Source organism: Sinimarinibacterium flocculans, assembly GCF_003201205.1.
In the GTDB taxonomy this organism is placed as follows: Bacteria; Pseudomonadota; Gammaproteobacteria; order Nevskiales; family Nevskiaceae; genus Solimonas; species Solimonas flocculans.
In genome coordinates this window covers 1-4317 of sequence record NZ_QICN01000026.1, presented here as the reverse complement: position 1 = coordinate 4317, position 4317 = coordinate 1, and the positions used below count along the sequence as shown (strand labels likewise).

Below are 4317 nucleotides of genomic sequence, written 5' to 3'. Positions count from 1 at the left end.
GGCGCTTGTCCAGATCGGCCATCGCTCCCGCCAGACGTCCGCGACCCTGCAATGGCTTCGGTCATGCCTCGCAGTGCCTTCGATGCAGCCGCAACGCGATGCCTTGTCTCGGGCGCGTCGTGGTCGCCGTCTCGATCCTTCTCGGTCGCCATCACGCACTCCGAAGCTGGCACGGCACACGCTCGATCAGGTCCTGCTCGAACAGCACCGGCAGTTCCCGGATTAGTCGCAGCGCTGCCGCATCGAGCGCCGCCGAGCGCGTGATGTACGTCCGGTCCGTCTCGAACATCCCGGCGTTGTCCACGTCGACAAAGTACGTCCACCCCGTCTTGTGCCGCTGCGTCCGAATCTCGATTCGATGCACCTGCAAGTCACGCACGTTGCTCATGGCTGTCTCCTGGGTCCTGGCCGCAAGTGCGGCAGAGGTCCGCCGCGCTTGCGATCGGGGACCGATCGGCCGCGTGTCGAGCACGGGTCAATGACCGCCCCGCTGGGGCCGCGCAGCGGCTCATCGGCTCGCGGTCGTCGGCGAGGCGTTGAGCGGTCATTGACGCGCGCACAGCGCGTGGCACCCAACCCACCCGCGGAGCGACCGAACCAGGACACGGCGGCGACCGCGCCGCGGTGTCCCGGCTGGGGCGACAGACGAAGCCGCAGGCTTGGTCTGACGATGCTTCTGGACAAGGGATTGAAGCCCGCAGGGTCGAGACGCCAAGCGGCTCGATGCGCAGCACGAAAGCCCGGCGCGCACCGCGCGTGGCCCAGACCGATCGCTCGACCTGCGACACGCGCAAGCCGCAGTGGCATCACTGTCATGCCGACCGAATGCACGGCGATATCAGATCGAGCGCCTGGTCACGCGCCACCGCGCGAAGTTCCACCATCAAATTCCGAAGACGAACCAGCGGCTCGGCCGCTACACCGTTCGCCTCGATGTAATCGTTGAACTCGGGGTACTCGTCCGGCCCAAGACGCGGCTGCCGGGGAAGACGGCGACCCATCCGATCCCCCACAAGCTCAAGCCCGCGAAACAGCGCAACAAGATCATCGGGAGCAAGTTGCAAAGTGAGCGAGCAGCGACCGTCCTGCCAGCGATGAGAAGTGATCGAATTCATAGGCGTGACCCTCGGAGTGAAGTAAAATGGCCCTCACAGCGTTTCGCATGCGAAACGGGAGGCCCGTCATGGAACAGACCGAACAGCTCACCGCACCGAAGCCGTGGAAGCACCTCGCGGCGATCGCTGTCGTTACCGGTCTCATTGCACCGACTGCGGCCGTGCTCGCGCTCAATTTCCCGCTGCAGATGATCGGCCTGCTGTTCCTGGTGCCGCCGGCGTTCGTCATCGCGCTCTTTGCGGGTCTGCACGCTTATGCGCGAGCTAAGGGGCTGCCTCTTGCATGGCGTAAGCCCGAATACAACCACTCCGGTCCGCTCAGCGGCGACGACTGGCACAGCTGGGGGCCGGGCAGCCCTTGGCATATGCGAACGTCGCGGGATCGCTGAACTCACGGCAGCCTCCAATCCCGCCCGAAGTCAGGGCTTCCCGGCTTCGGGCTTTCTGCATCCGGTTTGCTGAATTTCTCGGAGCGCTCCAGCAGCTTCTCAGCGTCTTCGAGCATTTCGTTGCCCTTGCGCGCCCACTCTGTGTTCTCCTTGCCGGAAGTCGCCAGCGTCTCGAAGTCGCCACGGAACAGTTCGCCGGCCCGGGTGTAGACCTCCTGCGCGGCCTCGCGGTGCTCGGGCGCATCGGTCGCCGGGAGCGAACCGTTCTCCCGGATGTACTCCTGCTTGGCCTGCTCGATCGCGTTGGCGCCCAGGGCCTGCGTCAACAGCAAGCCTTCGTTCGTACCGATCGTGTTCGTATCCGACCAGCCCTTGGCGACATCTGCGTTTGCCCGAAGACCTCCACTGGCGTTGAAGGCGATGGAGGCAGGGAGGAACGACGGGGTTCCAAGGCCCGCTCTTCCCTCGAGCTGCCCGAACGCATTGCCCGCAATTCCGTATCGGAAGTCCTCAGCCGACTGCCCGCTGATCGTGAAGCCACGCGCTTCAAGCGCACCGCTGTAGCCCTGGCCAAAGGCCGCGAGCGCGGCTTGGTCCGTGCTGCCATCGAGGCGAAAAGCGCGCTGCATGAGTGCTTCCACGTGACCGGGGTCAAGCAGCGCCGCGCCGCCATGCGCTGATTCGAGCGCCGCGTACGAATGTCCCGCCTCCACGCTGTCCATTCGCCGGTAGCGCGTGTCCACGGTCGAGCCGAAGTCTCCGGACGCGATCCCGCTCATGCTCCAGTTCACCGGGTCGCCGTGCTGATCGAAGGTCGCCGCCAGACCGACACTGCCGCGCTCGTCGAGCTGCCGGCGCAGCACGTCGGCCTGCGCATCGTCGATGGCGCCACGCTCGAGCGCACCCGCAATCATCCGGTCCGCAGCCGCGCCGCTCACCGAGCCGTTCCACAAGCCCGCGTGCTTCATCTCCGCTTCGCGCAGGCCCTCGATGCCCGCGCCAGGCGCGAAGTAGTCCGCGATCTTCTGGCGCATCTCGGCGCGTGCCGCCTGGCCTGTCGTGTCGACTTGGGCGATGCGCCCTCCGATCTCGTCCACGCCACCCAAGCGCTGCGCCGTCGTGCCGGCGACGGCGGTCTGTGTCATGCGGAACTGGTCGCCGGCGGCCATCGCATCAAAGCCACGGCTGTCGGCGACGCGCTCGGTCGCCACGGCGTGAGCAGCACCGCTGGTGCCCTCGGCACGGCCCAGCAGCTCCGGCGACACACCGAGATCGCCCGCCGTCTCGCGATAGGCGAACCCGCGAGCGAAGTCGAACGCATAGAAGTCCTGCGCGCGCGAAGGCTCGAACCCCGATTCGGCGCTCATCGCCGCCGTCGACGACTCTCGCTGCCGCGTCAACGCCTTGAGGCGATCGCCCTCCGTGGCGCCGGCAAAGCCGGCCGACAGATCGCGCTCGACCTCGGTGCGCGCCACACCGGCCGTACCCTCAGTCTTGCCGATGCCGTACAGCTCGTCGCCGGCGCGCTCGCGCGAACCGATGGCGCTGCCACCTGATCGCGACGTGTTGGCGGCCGTCACGGCCGCGCTGGCCGCACCCAGCGGCGCTTGCAGGCCGCCAGCGATCTCCTGATGCCCGACCACGTTGCCCAGCGTCTGACCGGCGGAGATCTCGCCGGCTTGATAGGCGAGCCTGCCGGTGTCGCCACCGGACACGCCGGCCAGGTAGTCGAACTGCGCAAGGTTCTGCTGCGCGCCGAAGCTCGACGCCCCGACGTTGGCGTCATAGCCGAACTGCTGCAGGCGCCCCATCGTGCCAGGGGCGCTGTAGAGTTGTTCCTGCAGGGCGGCCTGCTGCTCGATCTGCAGGCGCTGCTTGCCGGCCGCTTCGCCGCCCTGGTTGAAGTCGCCCTGCCACTGCTGGCCCATCGACGTGAAGGCGTAGCTGCTGGCCAGCTTGAACAGACCGCCGGTCAGCACGGTGGCTAGTACCATCGCCATCGTGCGCGCCTTACCGAACACGCCTAGGGCCGCCACGGCGCCCTCCGGCGCATTCATGATCGCCTGGTAGCCCAAAGCGTGGCGCTTGACCTCGGTGAAGGCGTCGAAGGCTGCGTCCTGCTGCATCTGGACTGCGATCACATCGCAAATGCCCCATAGGGCCAGCCAGATGAACAGCCCGGCGACGACGGACAGCGCTCGCATCACCATCGGCGTCGCCACGAACAGCAGACAGATCGGCGCGACGCCGACGGCGATCGCGATCATGATGCCGCGCAGGCGCGGTATCCATTGGTTCATGGCCTCGCTGGCGCCGAAGGCTTCGGACATCATCTGCCGGTCGACCAGAGTGTTGATGCCGGTACTGAAGTCCGGATCATTGAGCGCCAGCGAGATCGACTTGCCCATCGCGATCGAACGCAGCCAGGTCTCCGATGTCGCGATCCCCGGATCGAACATCTGCGCGCCTCGGATCATGGCGGCATCGCAGGCGGCGCGCTCCGTCGCGTCCGACCAGGTGAAGCCCGCCTGCTCGCAGGCCGACTGCTTCATCGGTTGCATGGTCGACGTGATCGAGCCGTTGAGCTTACCTTCCAGGTAGTTCCAGGCCTCGCCACAAGTGCCCGGTACGCCGCCCTCGTTGCCGTCCGGAAACCACACCGTCGGCCACGACGGGTGATTCCAGTTCGCATACTCGCTGTACAGGTCCCAGCCTGGCGCGCCACGCATCACGCGTTCCATCGACGCACCGTTGTAGCCGGACCCGATCGCGGTCATGCCGCAGTCCTTGAAGTATTGCGCCAGGCTGCGATC

The 4317-nt window shown here is 66.7% G+C and carries 4 protein-coding genes; 1 reads left to right on the top strand and 3 read right to left on the bottom strand.

Annotated elements, in window-relative coordinates; genetic code table 11:
* Nucleotides 1–151: 151 nt before the first annotated feature.
* A complete protein-coding gene (locus tag C8D93_RS20160; protein WP_110267071.1) occupies nt 152–388 on the bottom strand; it encodes a hypothetical protein in 237 nt (78 codons plus the stop codon).
* Between the two features lie 424 nt (nt 389–812).
* A complete protein-coding gene (locus tag C8D93_RS20155; protein ID WP_110267069.1) occupies nt 813–1115 on the bottom strand; it encodes a hypothetical protein in 303 nt (100 codons plus the stop codon).
* A 68-nt stretch (nt 1116–1183) separates the two neighbouring features.
* Between C8D93_RS20155 and C8D93_RS20150 the strand changes: the two genes are divergently transcribed.
* Complete coding sequence (locus C8D93_RS20150; RefSeq protein WP_110267073.1) at nt 1184–1504, top strand: hypothetical protein; 321 nt, start codon at nt 1184–1186, stop codon at nt 1502–1504.
* A gap of 2 nt (nt 1505–1506) precedes the next feature.
* Here the strand turns inward: C8D93_RS20150 and C8D93_RS20145 are convergent, their stop codons facing one another.
* Nucleotides 1507–4308: a conjugal transfer protein TraG N-terminal domain-containing protein gene (locus C8D93_RS20145; protein WP_281269332.1), complete on the bottom strand. Its 2802-nt coding sequence runs from the start codon at nt 4306–4308 to the stop codon at nt 1507–1509.
* Nucleotides 4309–4317 lie beyond the last annotated feature (9 nt).

Bases quoted from the DNA above. Each gene is read 5' to 3' on its own strand.
- C8D93_RS20160 (WP_110267071.1), bottom strand. From the start codon at position 388: ATGAGCAACGTGCGTGACTTGCAGGTGCATCGAATCGAGATTCGGACG.
- C8D93_RS20155 (WP_110267069.1), bottom strand. From the start codon at position 1,115: ATGAATTCGATCACTTCTCATCGCTGGCAGGACGGTCGCTGCTCGCTC.
- C8D93_RS20150 (WP_110267073.1), top strand. From the start codon at position 1,184: ATGGAACAGACCGAACAGCTCACCGCACCGAAGCCGTGGAAGCACCTC.